This window comes from Streptomyces sp. NPDC107517 (assembly GCF_055582645.1).
In genome coordinates this window covers 202939-217774 of sequence record NZ_JBVJPM010000013.1, presented here as the reverse complement: position 1 = coordinate 217774, position 14836 = coordinate 202939, and the positions used below count along the sequence as shown (strand labels likewise).

The window sequence follows — 14836 nt, the reverse complement described above, 5'->3', positions numbered from 1 at the left end:
ATGACCACGTCCGAGCGCAGTCCCTGGCACGGCGTTCTCGTAGCCACGCCGCTCCCGCTGAACGACGACCTCTCCGTCAACTACGGGAAATACGCCGAGCATTGTTCCTGGCTCGTGGAGAACGGCTGCGACGGAGTCGTTCCCAACGGCTCGCTCGGCGAGTATCAGGTGCTCACACCGGAGGAGCGGGCGAAGGTCGTCGAGACGGCCGTCGCCGCGATCGGTGGGCAGCGCGTGATGCCGGGTGTCGCCGCCTACGGCTCCGCCGAGGCCCGCCGCTGGGCCGAGCAGGCCAGGGACGCCGGGTGCGCCTCCGTGATGCTGCTCCCGCCCAACGCCTACCGCGCGGACGAGCGTTCCGTCCTCGCCCACTACGAGGCGGTCGCCGAGGCGGGCCTCCCCGTCGTCGCGTACAACAACCCCATCGACACCAAGGTCGACCTCGTGCCGGAACTGCTCGCGACACTGCACCGCGAGGGGTTCGTCCGCGGGGTCAAGGAGTTCTCGGGAGACGTGCGACGGGCCTACCGCATCGCCGAACTCGCCCCCGAACTGGACCTGTTGATCGGTGCCGACGATGTCCTGCTCGAACTCGCCCTGGCCGGTGCCAAGGGCTGGATCGCCGGCTATCCGAACATGCTGCCCGCCGCGTCCGTCGAGCTGTACCGCGCCGCCGTGTCCGGCGACCTCACCACCGCGACCACCCTCTACCGGCAGCTCCACCCGCTCCTGCGCTGGGACTCGCGGCCCGAGTTCGTCGAGGCCATCAAGCTGTCCATGGACATCATCGGCCGCCACGGAGGCCCTTGCCGCCCGCCGCGCATGCCCCTTCTGCCGGACCAGGAGAAGGCGGTGCGCGCCGCCACCGAACAGGCGGTCGCCGCCGGTCTCGTCTGACCCCCGGACCCCACCGCATCCACTCCAAGGGAGCAGTTTCCGCCATGCGCAGCAAACTCGTCCTGCACGCGGTCGACTCGCACACCGAGGGCATGCCGACACGGGTGATCACCGGCGGCATCGGTACCGTCCCCGGCGCCACGATGAACGAACGCCGCCTGTACTTCCGTGAGCACCGCGACGACATCAAGCAGCTCCTGATGAACGAGCCGCGCGGGCACGCCGCGATGAGCGGCGCGATCCTCCAGCCGCCGACCAGGCCCGACTGCGACTACGGCGTCATCTACATCGAGGTCTCCGGCTACCTCCCGATGTGCGGGCACGGAACGATCGGCGTCGCCACCGTCCTCGTGGAGACGGGCATGGTCGAGGTCGTCGAACCGGTCACCACCATCCGCCTCGACACCCCCGCCGGACTCGTCGTCGCCGAGGTCGCCGTGGAGAACGGCGCGGCGAAGTCCGTCACCCTGCGGAACGTGCCGTCCTTCTCCGTGGCCATCGACCACGAGATCACGCTCGCCGACGGACGCACGATCACATACGACCTGGCCTACGGCGGCAACTTCTACGCGATCCTGCCCCTCGACCGGTTCGGCCTGCCCTTCGAGCGCGAGCGGAAGGACGACATCCTCGCGGCGGGCCTCGCGCTGATGGACGCGATCAACGCGAAGGACGAGCCCGTACACCCCGAGGACCCGTCCATCCGCGGCTGCCATCACGTCCATCTGTACGCGCCGGGGTCGACCGCCCGGTACTCCCGGCACGCGATGGCGATCCACCCCGGCTGGTTCGACCGCTCGCCCTGCGGTACGGGAACGAGCGCGCGCATGGCCCAGCTGCACGCGCGCGGTGAACTGCCGCTGCACACGGAGTTCGTGAACGAGTCGTTCATCGGCACCCAGTTCACCGGCCGGCTGCTCGGCACCACCGAGGTGGCCGGGACCCCGGCGGTGCTGCCGAGCTTCACCGGCCGCGCGTGGGTGACCGGCACGGCCCAGTACCTGCTCGATCCGGACGACCCCTTTCCCGCGGGCTTCGTCCTGTAGCACCAGGTCCGCAGCGTCAGACCTGTCCCGCAGCACTCCACGTGCCACGGGATACTTGTGGAACGTGACATGTCACCTAGGAGGACCACCCCATGGCCGACCGGCGCAGCGCCCCGTCCGCGGCTCCCTCCCTGCCCAGCCTCGGCGGGACGCGCAGCAGCTACCGCGAGCGGGTCGCCGACGCCCTGCGCGCCGCGCTGATCGCGGGTGAGCTGCGGGCGGGCGAGGTGTACTCGGCGCCGACCCTCGCCGTCCGCTTCGGGGTGTCCGCGACGCCGGTGCGCGAGGCCATGCTCGACCTTGCGAAGGAGGGCCTCGTCGACGCGGTGCCGAACAAGGGCTTCCGGGTCACGGCCGTCTCCGAGAAGCAGCTCGACGAGTACAAGCACATCCGCGCGCTGATCGAGATCCCGACCACGGCCGAACTCGCCACCACCGCCGACCTCGCGGCGATGGAGGCGCTGCGCCCGGTCGCGCGGGAGATCGTCGACGCGGCGGTGGCCGGCGACCTCATCGCGTACGTCGAGGCGGACATCCGGTTCCATCTGGGGCTGCTCGCCCTCTCCGGCAACGAGCACCTGGTCGAGGTGGTCGGCGACCTGCGCAAACGCTCCCGGCTCTACGGGCTGAACGCGCTGGTCGAGGCGGGCCGGCTGGAGGCGTCGGCCGAGGAGCACCTGGAGATCCTCGACGCCCTCGTGGCCCGTGACGAGGACGCCGTGCGCGCCGTCATGACCCGCCACCTCGGGCACGTACGCGGACTCTGGGCGAGGTGAGCCGCCGCCGCTCCTGTGTCGGCGCGGCGGGCGGCGGCCCGTGGCGTCGTAGCGTGGCCGCACTGCGGACGGCGACGGGCGTCGGCGCACACGACCCGGAACCGTGGTGATGCGGCATGTGCTGGAGCGCGACGGCCGACCTCGTGGCGGGCAGCGCGATCGCCGCCGTGGGAGCCGCCTGCGTCGCCCGGACGGTCCGCGCGCGACGGCCCCGTGACCTGCCGATGGCCGCGCTGCCGCTGCTGCTCGGCGCCCATCAGATCGTCGAGTCCGTCCTGTGGCGGTCCGGTGGCGGGACGGGTCCCGCCACCGTCGCCTGGGCCGTGATCGCCCTCCCGGTCCTGGCGCTGTGGGTGCCCGCCGGGGTGGTGTGCGCGGCGCCCCGGCGCGCCCGCGGGCTGCTGCTGATCCCGCTCGCGGCCGGGGCCGTGACCGCGGCGGGACTCGCGTACGCGCTCGCGACCCGCACGGTCACGGCCGAGATCCGCGGTCACACCGTGGGGTACGCCCTCGGCCTGCCGCACCCCGGGCTCCTGGTCGCCGGGTACCTCCTGGCCACGGTCGGCTCGCTGCTCCTGTCCGCCGAGCGCGGCCTCGTGCTGCTCGGTGTGCTGGTCGCGGCGGGCGCGGCGGTGTGTGTCGCGCTGTGGCGGTGGGAGTTCGTCTCGACGTGGTGCGCGTTCGCTGCCGTCTGCTCCGTATCCCTCCTCCGGTGGACGGGCCGGAGCACCGATCGGCCGGTCAGAAGGCGTCCTCCGGAAGGTCGACAGCCGTCCGGTCCAGAGACTCGAGCAGGCTGAACTGCGCCTCGGTCTTGGGCAGTTCGTGCCGGAAGAAGTAGCGGCACGCGCCGCGCTTGCCCTCGTGGACGGCCTCCGTGCCCGGCGCCGCCGCGAGCAGCTGCTCCAGCCATATCCAGGCGACGACGACGTGCCCGACGGCTTCGAGGTACACGCTCGCGTTGGCCAGGGCGGTCTCCGGGTCGCCCGTCGACCACACGCGCTGGGTCACGGAGACGGCACGGCGCACGGCGGTGTCGAGCAGGACGCCGTACCCGGCCGCCTCCGCGCCGGCTTCGGCCGCGCGGGCGGTCGTCGCGGTGACACGCTCCACGAGGAGGCGGAGCCCGGCTCCGCCGTCCATGACGACCTTGCGGCCGAGCAGGTCGAGACCGTGGATGCCGTGCGTGCCCTCGTGAATGGGGTTGAGCCGGTTGTCGCGGTAGAACTGCTCGACGTTGTACTCGCGCGTGTAGCCGTAGCCCCCGTGCACCTGGATCGCGAGGCTGTTGGCCTCCAGGCACCACTGCGAAGGCCAGCTCTTGGCGATCGGGGTGAGCACGTCGAGCAGCAGCCGGGCCTCGGCGCGGGCCTCGGGCGTGGCGCCGGTGTGCTGCTCGTCGAGGAGCCGGCCGCAGTACAGGGTGAGCGCCAACGCGCCCTCCACGTAAGCCTTCTGGGCCAGGAGCATCCTGCGGACGTCGGCGTGCGCGACGATCGGGACCTGCGGGGCGGCCGGGTCCTTGCCCGCGAGGGGGCGGCCCTGCGGGCGCGTGCGGGCGTAGTCGAGGGCGTGCAGATAGCCGGTGTAGCCGAGGGCGGTGGCGCCGAGGCCGACGCCGATCCGGGCCTCGTTCATCATGTGGAACATGTAGGCGAGCCCGCGGTTCTCCTCGCCGACGAGGTACCCGACGGCGCCCGCCGCGCCGCCCGGCCGGTGGGCGCCCTCGCCGAAGTTGAGAAGGGTGTTCGTCGTGCCCCGGTAGCCCATCTTGTGGTTGAGGCCCGCAAGGACCACGTCGTTGCGCTCGCCCAGTGAACCGTCCTCGCCCACAAGGACCTTGGGGACGATGAACAGCGACAGGCCCTTCACGCCGGCCGGCCCGTCCGGGGTCCTGGCGAGCACGAGGTGCACGATGTTCTCCGACAGCTCGTGCTCGCCGCCGGAGATCCACATCTTGTTCCCGGCGAGGCGGTACGTCCCGTCGTCCTGCCGCTCGGCCCGCGTACGGACATCGGCGAGCGACGATCCGGCCTGCGGCTCCGAGAGGCACATCGTGCCCATGAAGCGGCCCTCCACCATGGGGCGTACGAAGGTGTCGATCTGCTCCTTCGAGCCGTGCGCGAGGATGAGGTTGGCGTTGCCCACCGTGAGGAACGAGTACGCGGACGTGCCGACGTTCGCGGCCTGGAACCAGGCGAAGCACGCGTCGGCGACCACCGAGGGCAGCTGCCCGCCGCCCACCTCGTAGTCCATGGCACCCGCGATGAGCCCCGACTCGCCGAGCACCCGGAGCGCCTCCTTCACCTCGGGGATGATGTGCACCCGCTCCCCGTCGAAGGTGGGCTCCTGCGCGTCGCTCTTCTTGTTGTGCGGGGCGAAGTGCCGCGTCGCGATCTGCTCGCTCAGCTCGAGCGCCGCGTCGAAGGTCTCGCGGGAGTGGTCCGCGTACCGCTCCCGGGAGGTGAGCGCGCAGACGTCGAGCCATTCGTACAGCAGGAACTCGAGATCGCGGCGGGACAGCAGCAGGGATGCCATGCGTTTACTCCAGGCGCACTGATGGTGACGGACGGTACCGAAGCACGGGGCCGGCGGGCACCGCCCCCTCAGCGTACTAAGCAGTTGCTTATTTCGGCCAGTGCGGGCCGACAAGTGACGGGGGTAACGGCGCCGTGTGCTCCTGGGTAGGGTTCCGCCCGAAGGGGGAATGCCGTGACAGGGGAACCTGCGAGCCGGACCGTTCTGGACGACGGGCAGATCAGGCACCTCGAACTGATCCAGGCCGTCGTCGCACGGATGGGCAACAACTCGTTCCTGATCAAGGGCTGGGCGCTGACCCTGATGGGTGCGCTGCTCGCCTTCGCCGCGGGGAACGGGAGCCGGACGGTGGCGGCCACCGGCTTCGTTCCCATCGTGGCGTTCTGGCTGCTCGACGGGTACTTCCTGTACAAGGAGCGGCTGTTCAGGCGGCTCTACGACAAGGTGCGGCGGCCGGGCAGCGGCATAGAGCCGTTCAGCCTCGACGCGAGCGCCGGCGCGGAGCGGGCCGGCACGCTACGGGCCGCGGGTTCCCTGACGGTCGCTCTCTTCTACGGTGGCCTCGCCCTGGCCCAACTCATCGCCCTGGTCGTCCTGTTCTAGGGCCTTGGACAGCCGGCTCGCCGCGTCGTCCAGGGCGACGGGCGACTCGTCGGCCGGGGTCGGCCAGATGGGGCCCATCCGGTCGTTCGCGAACCGCGGGACCACATGGACGTGCAGGTGCGGCACGGTCTGGGTCGCGGCCGCGCCGGACGACTGGATGACGTTGAGCCCGTCCGGCCGGAACACCGCACGCACGGCGTGCGCGACCCGAAGCACCGTCCTGCTCACGGCCGTTGCCGTGTCCTCGTCCAGCTCCCAGATGTCCTCCAGATGGCGCCGCGGCACGACGAGGACATGACCGGGATGGACCGGGCGCAGCGGCAGGAAGGCGAGGACTTCGGGGTCCGCGCTGACCAGGCGGGCCGGTCCCGTACCCGCGGCGATGCGGCAGAACGGGCAGTCGCGCGCCGGTCTTCGGTTCGGGGTCACGTGTGCTGAGGCCATGCCGCGACAATACGGTCCACCAGGCCGTGCACCGCGGTCACGGTCTCGTCGGGGGCGTCCGGGCCACCGGGGTCGACCAGTGCGAGGGCCCGGGCCATGGTGCGGAACAGGTCAGGGGTCGACTGGTCGTAGGCGAAGTTCACCAGCAGGTGCACCCGTCTTCTGAGCGGGTCGACGAACTGCGTGACCGCGGGACGGCGCTCCGGGGCGACGTCCCGGAGCACGGCCTCGACCCAGGAGGTGTACCGCGTGGACTCGCGCAGCGGGCCGGTCGTCAGCGCCTCGATGAGCCGGGTCTTGTCGGAGGCCGCCGGGGGAGCAGGGACGGTCGGGGGCGCGGGTTCGGTGGGGCGTGAAGGAGTCACGGGCTGGTCGGGAGACAGGCGGGGGGCCGGCTCTGGCAGGGGCGCGGGGGGCTTGGCCTCACGCTTGGCTGGTGCTGGTTTCAGCTCCGGCTCCGGTTCGGGCTCAGGTTCCCGGTCCGGTTCCGGTTCCGGTGCGGGCTCCGGCGGCGGCTGCCGATCCGGATCCGGATGCGGTTGAGCACCGCCCGTGCCGGGATCTGAACCCGAGCCCGCTGTGGAGCCCGACAGCGACGTGTCCTCTGTGCCCCACTCGCTGAAAGCGAGCGGAATGTCCCGTACGGCCTCCGCGTCGAGCACCGGAAGATCGCGGTCCGCCGCTTTGATCATGGTTTCGGCGAGCCTGCGGATGAAGGCCGCCGCCTTCTCCCTGTCCTCCCGCAGCAGGTCGATCAGGTTGTCCGGGGCTTTGCTCCCGCCGAACAGCGCGGGCGAGTTGTACTGCATGGAGGCCAGATCCTCGGGCAGTGTTCCGCGCGGCTTGACCCAGAACAGCGGCAGGATGGCGACCGGCTCGTCACCGGGCGAACGCCCGGCCCGGCGGGCGCGCTCCATCATCACGGCCCACTCCCGCCGGCACCACTCGCTCTCGAAGTAGTCCGCGGTGATCAGCGCGACGAGCAGCCGCGTCGAGCGGATCGCCTCGACCATCGGTTCCCGCCAGGTGCGGCCGAGCTGGAGACTGTGGCGGTCCAGGAAACCCGTACTCGTCAGGTTGCGGCCGCGCTTGATGCGCAGTTCGTGTTCGAGCTGCTCGTGGAACTCGGCCACGTGGTCCTGGTCGTCCTCCCGGTTCGCGTAGCTGGTGAAGAAGAACGGGGCATCGGCGGGGCGTTGGGGCAGCACTGCGCGTATCGGCTCCTTGTTCGCGTTCCAGTTCGCCGCCGCCGGGCCGATCAGCGCCCGGACGAGCTGCGCCTCGTGCCGGCCCGCCTTGTCCTCGAAGGCTTTGGCGAGGGCCAGCAGGACGTCGGGCGCGTCGCGGCTGAGGGCGATCGAGACCAGGCCGACGACGCGCGTGCGGATGGTCTCCGTCTCCGACGGCAGGCTGGACGATACCGCCGTCCGCCGGTCGATGGCCTTGATCCAGGCGCGGTAGCTGGGCAGGTCCCGGCAGACCGGCGAGGACAGCAGCGTGTCGATGAGGGTCTCCCGGTCCTGGGCGCTCATCCGCACATGGTCCGACGGCTGCGGCGGTGCGGGCCGCGCGGGCGCGGGCGCGAGCCGTACGGCGTCGGCCAGGGCGACGCACGTGGCTGGCGGAGTGCCCCGGCGTATCTGCTCGGCCACCGAGATGATCTGCTGCGGATGTCCCGCGAACGTCCGGGCGAGATCCTCGGCCACGGGCTGCCGGATCTCGACCAACTGGCGGAAGAGGCTGGCCACTTCGGACGGGGCGAGGTCGCCGACGGGCAGCCGGGCGGCCTCGTCCCAGGCGGAACCCCGCGGCCGGGAGGTGACCAGGATCCGCGCGTCGCCGGGCGGGAAGAGATCCTGGATACGGTCGGGATCGGCCACGTTGTCGTACAGGAGCAGCCACTTGTCGTCGGGGCGCTCGGGGATCCTCCCGACGCGCAGGACCTCGCGGTACCGGGTGTGCAGCTCGTCCGTGCCACGCTGGATCAGCTGCCGCAGCCGGGCGGGATCGCTCTCGTGGGAGCAGTCGAACCACCACGCCACGCGGTAGCGCATGCGGTAGCGGTGGCAATAGGTGATGGCCGTCTCCGACTTGCCGTACCCGTGCTGCCGGTCGGCCGGGTCGTGGAGGAGGACCGCGCGGTGGTCCTCGAACAGGCCGTGGATGGCGGGGATCTCTTCGTCACGGCCGACGAACGAGGTGGCCTGGACCGGAAGGTTCGATACCGGCGGCGGATCGGTGGCGGAACGTCTCGGCCCGGTCAACGTGCTCCTCCCGCAGGGTCGTGGGGCGCACCCTCCGTGCCGATGACCCCTTCGCGGAGCCGTTCGGCCTGATCGGGTCCGGACCTCTCCAGGGCGAGGACCCGGACACCGCGGACGAGAAGGGGCCGGGGTGCCGCGTCGATCTGTACGGCGACGAGCCAGGACGGGTCGGAAGCGGGCGGGGTGAAGGCGGCCTCCCAGTCGGTGGGGGCGGTGTTCCCGGCGTCGAAGTAGCTGCGGGAGAAGACGACCACGACCCGGTCGGCGCCGTCGCGGGCGCGCTCCACGGTCTGCGACAGGGTCTCGAGCCCGACCCGCCAGCGCCGCTGCCGCACGGTGTGGCCCTCCTCGCGGAGCACGTCGTCCATCCAGTCGGCCCAGGCCTGGTCGGCGCCGACATAGCTGATCGCGACCGACCGGGGCTCATCGGCGGCGCTCTCGGGCCGGGGACGCGGCTGCTCGGGGACCCTGAAGTGGGGCCGGCCCGAGCTGCTCGCGCCCTGCGCGGAGCCGAACGCGGGGAGCATGTCGCGCGCTTCGCCGGCCTCGAGCGGTTCGAGCCCGGCGCGTCCGGCCTCCAGGATGCTCTTGGCCAGCTGCTCGACGAACACGTAGTACCGCTCGTCGGCGCCCGGGTCCGACGACGAGACCAGGGCCTCCAGACCCCGTTCCCTGAGCCAGTCGAAGGCGCCGGGCCCGGGGAACGACCCGGAGCGGCGCACCTCCTGCGGGATCCGACGCTCGGCCACGGGTTTCCAGCACACCGGTATGAGGCAGCCGGGGACCTGGACGCCCTCGATGTGCGCGCGGCGGCGCATCCGGGACTGGATGACGGCCCATTCGAGTCCGCAGCCGCGGTCCAGGAAGTATCTGGGGGAGTAGAGCGCGACCATCACGCCGGCCTTGGTGATGGCGCTGCTCGGCGCCGTGTCGGGGTTCATCGCCGCGCCGAGCGCGCCGCTGATGCCGTACCCCTCCTGCGCCCGCAGCCGGTACTCCAGATCGGCATGGAACCGGGTGAGCGCGGGCCAGCCGTCGCCACGGGTGCAGCTCGTGTAGAAAAACGCGGATGGATCCACACGCCCTCGCAAACTCGGCTCCGAGGTCGGCCTGCTCAACACCCCTGAGAATAAGCCGGGTCGACTGCCGTGGAAACCTACCCTCCCGTGGCCGGTCTGCCGCCCGGGGCCGACACGTCGACCAGTTCCGACTCGCCCTTCGGTGTGAGCCGCAGGACCGGGACCGCCTTGTCGCGCGGGTCCCCGTTGTCCTTGAACGACAGGAAACCGCTCGCGCCGGGCACCTTGCGGTCCCCGTCGAGCTGGAGGAACATCCGGCCCACCGAGCGCCCCGTCACCTCTCCCTGCCAGTTGGACGCCATGCGGATGGCCTGCGCCGCGGTGAGCACGGCGTCGTGGCCCATGATGTCCTGGCCGTCGTAACGGGCGTCGTCGGGGAACCACTTGTCGAGGGTCCCGCCCGGCTGGAAGCTGCCGGCCGACGGGCCCGACACCGCGCCCGGGTCGTTGCGCCACATGTCCGCGTGGGCCAGTCCCGTGTAGAGCATGGTCACACCGGTGCGCGCGGCGGCGTCGAGTTCCTTGGGCGTCAGGTTCGTCGTGTCGTCGCCCGTGAGCACCGTGAAGTTCCGCGACTGGCAGGTCCGGTTGGCGAGCGCGTTCAGGAAGTGCGACAGATGACGTCCCCGACCCGCGAAATAGACCACCGCGGGCCGCTCGCCGCACAACTGCTCTGCGGTGTAGTGCAGTTCATTGGGCCAGGCCGACGGCACCGAGGAGTCGTAGGTGATCCGGTCCGCGACGAGACGGTGGTCCTTGTCCGGGTACTCCGCGCTGAACGCGGCACCGAGAGTCGACGCGTAGAGGTCGTCCTTGTCGGCGTCCTGGATGACGACGGCGGTGCGGTACTTGTTCTTCTGCCGTTTGAGATACGCGGCGCCCGCCCGTGCCTCGTCCGCGTTGGTCGGCGCGACCCGCACGAACCCCTCTATGCCCTTGATGTCGGTCGCCGTCATGATGCTGGAGACCGTGGCGATGCCGTTCTCCGACAGTCTGCGCAGCGCCTTGACGTTCGGTCCGGTGCTCGGGCCGAGGCCCGCCACGGCGACGAGCCGGTCGGGAGCGCTCTTGCGGGCGATCAGCAGGTCGACCGTGTGCTCCCAATGACGCGCGTTGCTGCCGGTGTTGGCGACGAGCAGCCGGATCTTCGGGGACGCGGCGAGGTCGCCCGTGTTGTGCCGGACCTGCGCGAGGTAGGCGCCTTCGAGCTCGTGCCGTACGGAGTCCTCCGAGTTGCTGTCGTCGTCGGTGACGGTGAAGGAGGTGAGGTAGGCGACGGTGACGTACGGCTCCGTGCCGCGGTGGTCGTAGACCCGCCTGTTCTCCTCCTCGATCTTCTTCTCGACCCGCTTGAGATGTCCGGCGAACGCGTACGAGCCGTCGGTGACTCCGACGCACTCCCGGTCCGGGTCCAGATGCGTCACACCGTCGGCGCAGCGGGCGCGGGCGGCCGAGACCTTGTCGACGATCACGAATGCGGTGACGGAGAGCACCACGGCGAGCGCCACAGCGGCCGCGACCAGCTTCACCGTCCGCCACGACCACTCACGCCACCGCGGCAGGGCCAGCGGGCTCATGTCCCGCTCCCGAGTATCGGCGACGTTCGGGTGGGTGTCGTGAGCCGGTAGCGCTCCGCCTCGTTGACCAGAGCCACGTTGTAGTTCCTCCACAGTCGGGACAGGTGCACGAAGCCGTCGGCGAGGACCGGGCTGAGCTGCCTGCCGGGATCCGTGAGCGGATCGCTCCACAGCCAGCGCGCCACCACCAGGTCGCGGATCACGGCGGGGACGGTCACCTGGTCGCCGGGGTCGGACGGCGCGAGCCGGGCCCGCAGCTCCAGCGGGCCGCCGGGGTGGGCGAGCCGGTTGGGGGCCGCGGTGATGGTGTGGAAGGCGCTGAGCCACTCCTCCGTCTGAGCCGTGTTGCGCAGGGTCACGAGGTACTCGGCGACCTCGTCGACCTTTTCAAGCGCGAGAAGGTGGTAGAGCTCCTGAACGCGCTGCTCCCCGCTCGCGTAATGCTCTGCGAGGACCTCGTGCGCGGTGTCCCAGGCGCCGGCCCGCCCGGCCAGGTGCCACAGCAGCATCCGCCGGAGCCAGGGATGGAGGGACAGGGTGCCGGGAGCGCTCAGCAGCCAGCGGCTGCGGATGTCCGTGAACAGCTCCGCGCCGCGGCCCAGCAGCTGTGCGCCCACGAACAGGTCGTCGGCGGCTGCGCACTGGGCGAGCCGGTCCCGGTCCGCGGCGTCGAAGTCGGCGAGCAGGTCGTCGAGCGCGGCGTCCACGAGGAGCGGCTTGCGTCCCTGGGCCGACACGGTGCGGTGCGGCAGGTCGCGCAGCCAGAGGTTCTGCTGCGGCCCGGGCACCTGGGGCACGTTCGGCCCGCCGAGCACTTCGAAGACCTGCTGGACGGCCTTGGGCAGCCCCCCGGTGAGCCGGTGGACGAACGGCGCGAGCGTCGTGAACGGCGTGAGCTCGGGATGCGTGTTGAGCTGCTGCTCCACGTGGATGCGCACCTCGTCGCGGTCCAGGTCACGCATGCGCAGCGGATACCACCAGGTGTCCTGGCCGTCGCCGGAGGGGCGGTGCTCGTGCCAGTCGGCGAGCGAGGCCCGGTCGGGCTCGCGCGGCCGCCAGGGCCACTCCTCGCCGGTCGCCGGACCCCAGCGGGGCAGCCACCGGTTGCAGCCCGCGACGACGGACAGCGGATCGCACGGGCGCCGCCCGAGCACGGTGTCGTCGTGCCGCGCCTGGAGCAGCAGATCGAGGAACTCACGGCCGTGGTCGGTGTGCGTCTCGTCGAGCAGCAGAAGGTACGAGCGCGGCCGGAAGAGTCCCTTGACGCAGGTGCGCAGATCCTCCAGGAAGGCGGAGCACAGGAGCTGGTCGAGCCGGAGCTTGTCGCGCTCGTCGCCCTGGTGGCGCCAGCGGTTGAGTTCGAGCAGGGACTCCCACGGGTCGGAACTGTGAGTGAGGCGGTGCTGTCCGAACCAGGCGGCCGTCGAGTGGTCCCAGCGCCCGGCCCAGGACCGCGCGGACGTGTCGGTCGCCGCGGCCAGCAGCGTACGTGCGCTGCGACTCGCCCCCTCCGGCGCGTCGATCGAGGCCTGAGCGACCGTCAGATAGGCCGCCAGATAGTCGCCGTGCTGCTGCTTGGCCTTCTTCTCCAGATCCGCGAGGGCGCCCCTGATGCCGCGCTGCCCGCCGGTGAGGGCCTGGTGCGGAAGGTCCTGGTCGGAAGCGAGCAGCCCGAGGGCGAGGCGCGGGAACGCCGTGTGCCGGTAGCTCGGCAGATTCCGGGCCAGCTGCCGGGCGAGCAGGCCGAGCGCGTACCGCGGCAGCAGCTCCTGGCCCGAGGTGAACTTGACGTACCCGAAGGGGTATTGGGTGCCGAACTGCTCCATCAGGACGCACAGCAGCTCGCTCGTGCCGCTGCCGCGCGGCCCGAGCAGCATGGTCAGCGGACGCTCCGCGGCGCGGTCGAGCGCGAGCGTCGACTCCACGAGCGAGACGATGCCTCCGCGCCCTCGCACGCCGGTGACTGCCGAGTGCTCCGTCACGGCCCCTGCTCCCTCGTATCTCGGTGATCTGCAGGGCATCAGTGCAGCGAGAATGCCACAGGAGGCACTCCGTGACGTCAAGTATTCAGGTTTCCCGCGGAGTTGGCTGATCTTTACACGTAACAGGCCGACGACGGTGCCGAGATGACCCGCGCCCCCGTGTCGGGGCGCGGGTCGTCACCGTGCGACTACACCTCGGCGATGGACCGCCCCGCCCACTCCGGGGCCGGCTCGGTCAGCTCGGTGAAGCGCTGGAGGACCTCGTCGGGGAACGGCGCCGCACGCCCCGCCTTCTGGTCGACGTGCACGGCGAGCAGCTCCGTCGTGGCGACCGGCTGCGCGTCCTCGGCCGGCTCCGCACACGGCGCCGCGACGACGTACAACTCGTGGGCGAGGCGCGCCTTCTTGGCCGCCGCGCCCAGGACCCGGGACCGCACGGCGAGCGCCGCCCCCTCGGGGACGTCACGCAGATACCGCAGATGCGACTCGACCGTGTACAGGGAACAACCGGTGGACTCGCGGTACCCGGAGTGCAGGCCCGTCTCGATCATCAGCGCGTCGGTGGCGTGCCCGAAGACGAGGACGTAGAACGCCTCGCTCATATGGCCGTTGTAGTCGATCCACTCGGCGCGCACCGTGCGGTGCAGCAGCGGCAGCGGCGTCACTGGCCGGCCTCCTTCCGGGCGCCGGGCAGGCGGCCCGTCGCGCGCAGCACGTCGATGACGCCCTGGTCGCGCTCGGCCACGAGGTCGGCGATCGTCCGGCCGGCCGCCGCGTCGTCGCAGCCGGCGACCACCGAGTCGTACAGCGCCTTGTCGAGCTCGGGCGCTTCGAGCCGGGTCCACGGCGACTTCAGCGAGGGGCCGAAGTGGTCCAGCATGTGCGCCATGCCGCCCTCGCCGCCCGCGAGCGCGAACGTCAGCATCGGGCCCATGAACGCCCAGCGCAGGCCGGGGCCCTCGGTGATGGAGTCGTCGATCTCCTTCACCGTGGCCTCGCCGTTGGCGACCATGTGCAGGGCCTCGCGCCACAGGGCCTCCTGGAGGCGGTTGGCGATGAAGCCGGGCACCTCGCGGTCCATCGTGATGACGGACTTGCCCGCCACCTCGTAGAAGCGGGAGGCCCACGCCACCGCCTCGGCCGAGGTCCGCTCACCGCCGACCACCTCGACCAGCGGAATCAGGTACGGCGGGTTGAACGGGTGCCCCACGACGAGGCGGCCCGCGCCCTCGGCGTCCGTCTGCATGTCCGTCATCGGATAGCCGGACGTGGACGAGGCGATGACGACCCCGGGCGGCGTCGCGGCGTCCAGACGGGCCAGCAGATCGCGCTTGAGGTCCAGCTTCTCCGGGGCGCTCTCCTGGACGAACTCGGCGTCCGCCACGGCCTCTTCGAGGGTGGCCGTCACGGTGAGGCGGTCCGTGGACGCCCCGTCCGCGAGGCCCAGCTGGGTGAGCGCCGGCCACGCGGCGTCGACGAGGCGGCGCAGCCGCGGCTCCGCGTCGGGCGCCGGGTCCCAGGCCGTGACGTCGTAGCCGCGGGCCAGGAAGTGGGCGACCCAGCCGCCGCCGATCACACCGGCGCCCACACAGGCGACGCGGCGTACGTTCTCGGGTGCGTGCGACGTCAT

Annotated in this window: 13 protein-coding genes; 5 read left to right on the top strand and 8 right to left on the bottom strand. The window is 71.5% G+C overall.

The features are described from left to right. From ACZ67T_RS28220 to ACZ67T_RS28205, 4 genes are all read left to right on the top strand, one after another. Positions 1-897 (top strand): dihydrodipicolinate synthase family protein, encoded by an 897-nt coding sequence (locus ACZ67T_RS28220; RefSeq protein ID WP_469987787.1) that lies wholly within the window; start codon positions 1-3, stop codon positions 895-897. Positions 898-941: 44 nt separating this feature from the next. Further along, positions 942-1943 (top strand): proline racemase family protein, encoded by a 1002-nt coding sequence (locus ACZ67T_RS28215; protein WP_469987786.1) that lies wholly within the window; start codon positions 942-944, stop codon positions 1941-1943. A 92-nt stretch (positions 1944-2035) separates the two neighbouring features. After that, a complete protein-coding gene (locus tag ACZ67T_RS28210) occupies positions 2036-2719 on the top strand; it encodes a GntR family transcriptional regulator (RefSeq protein WP_469987785.1) in 684 nt (227 codons plus the stop codon). A 116-nt stretch (positions 2720-2835) separates the two neighbouring features. Beyond that, entirely contained in the window at positions 2836-3519 is a 684-nt protein-coding gene (locus tag ACZ67T_RS28205; RefSeq protein WP_469987784.1) for a DUF6629 family protein, read from the top strand. On the opposite strand, the gene ACZ67T_RS28200 is transcribed toward ACZ67T_RS28205, so the two are convergent. Further along, entirely contained in the window at positions 3461-5257 is a 1797-nt protein-coding gene (locus ACZ67T_RS28200; RefSeq protein ID WP_469987783.1) for an acyl-CoA dehydrogenase, read from the bottom strand. The genes ACZ67T_RS28205 and ACZ67T_RS28200 overlap by 59 nt on opposite strands. Positions 5258-5431: 174 nt before the next feature. Here ACZ67T_RS28200 and ACZ67T_RS28195 point away from each other — a divergent pair, with 174 nt between their 5' ends. Further along, a complete protein-coding gene (locus ACZ67T_RS28195; protein WP_469987782.1) occupies positions 5432-5860 on the top strand; it encodes a hypothetical protein in 429 nt (142 codons plus the stop codon). Here the strand turns inward: ACZ67T_RS28195 and ACZ67T_RS28190 are convergent. The 7 genes from ACZ67T_RS28190 to ACZ67T_RS28160 form a co-directional block, all read right to left on the bottom strand. Then, the gene (locus ACZ67T_RS28190) at positions 5774-6304 is read right to left on the bottom strand and encodes an HIT family protein (RefSeq protein WP_469987781.1); all 531 of its coding nucleotides are present in this window, start codon (positions 6302-6304) and stop codon (positions 5774-5776) included. The genes ACZ67T_RS28195 and ACZ67T_RS28190 overlap by 87 nt on opposite strands. Continuing rightward, positions 6286-8568, bottom strand: a complete 2283-nt coding sequence (locus ACZ67T_RS28185) for a TIR domain-containing protein (RefSeq protein WP_469987780.1) — start codon at positions 8566-8568, stop codon at positions 6286-6288. Before ACZ67T_RS28185 ends, ACZ67T_RS28190 begins: the two co-directional genes overlap by 19 nt. Next, positions 8565-9647: a TIR domain-containing protein gene (locus ACZ67T_RS28180; protein ID WP_469987779.1), complete on the bottom strand. Its 1083-nt coding sequence runs from the start codon at positions 9645-9647 to the stop codon at positions 8565-8567. The genes ACZ67T_RS28185 and ACZ67T_RS28180 overlap by 4 nt, the downstream gene beginning before the upstream one ends. A 77-nt stretch (positions 9648-9724) precedes the next feature. Continuing rightward, positions 9725-11224 carry an ABC transporter substrate-binding protein gene (locus ACZ67T_RS28175; RefSeq protein ID WP_469987778.1) on the bottom strand — a complete coding sequence of 500 codons (1500 nt, stop codon included), beginning with the start codon at positions 11222-11224 and terminating at the stop codon, positions 9725-9727. After that, positions 11221-13206 (bottom strand): hypothetical protein, encoded by a 1986-nt coding sequence (locus ACZ67T_RS28170; RefSeq protein ID WP_469987777.1) that lies wholly within the window; start codon positions 13204-13206, stop codon positions 11221-11223. The genes ACZ67T_RS28175 and ACZ67T_RS28170 overlap by 4 nt, the downstream gene beginning before the upstream one ends. 188 nt (positions 13207-13394) lie before the next feature. After that, positions 13395-13871, bottom strand: coding sequence for a thioesterase family protein (locus ACZ67T_RS28165; RefSeq protein WP_469987776.1), 477 nt, complete (start codon positions 13869-13871; stop codon positions 13395-13397). Continuing rightward, a complete protein-coding gene (locus ACZ67T_RS28160) occupies positions 13868-14836 on the bottom strand; it encodes a 3-hydroxyacyl-CoA dehydrogenase NAD-binding domain-containing protein (RefSeq protein WP_469987775.1) in 969 nt (322 codons plus the stop codon). The genes ACZ67T_RS28165 and ACZ67T_RS28160 overlap by 4 nt, the downstream gene beginning before the upstream one ends.